This is a genomic window from Streptococcus oralis, from assembly GCF_001578945.1.
In the GTDB taxonomy this organism is placed as follows: domain Bacteria; phylum Bacillota; class Bacilli; order Lactobacillales; family Streptococcaceae; genus Streptococcus; species Streptococcus oralis_Q.
The window spans coordinates 1-243 of the sequence record NZ_KQ969670.1; the positions used below are offsets into that span (position 1 = coordinate 1).

Below are 243 nucleotides of genomic sequence, written 5' to 3' on the forward strand. Positions count from 1 at the left end.
ACTTTGGCTTGCTGAGATCGAACTTGAGTTTTGGTTGTTCGATGCAGAGGCGCTGGCGCTTTGACTTGCAGATACTGATGCTGAAGCTGATTGGCTTGCTGAGATCGAACTTGAGTTTTGGTTGTTCGATGCAGAGGCACTGGCGCTTTGACTAGCAGATACTGAAGCACTTGCGGATTGGCTAGCACTTACACTTGCGGAAGCACTTTGGCTGGCGCTGATAGAAGCACTTACGCTCGCACT

At 50.2% G+C, this 243-nt stretch carries 1 protein-coding gene; it reads right to left on the reverse strand.

The window, feature by feature from the left end:
* A partial coding sequence (locus SORDD16_RS12130; protein ID WP_241734085.1) for a hypothetical protein occupies positions 1 to 243 on the reverse strand: 243 nt, incomplete at both ends.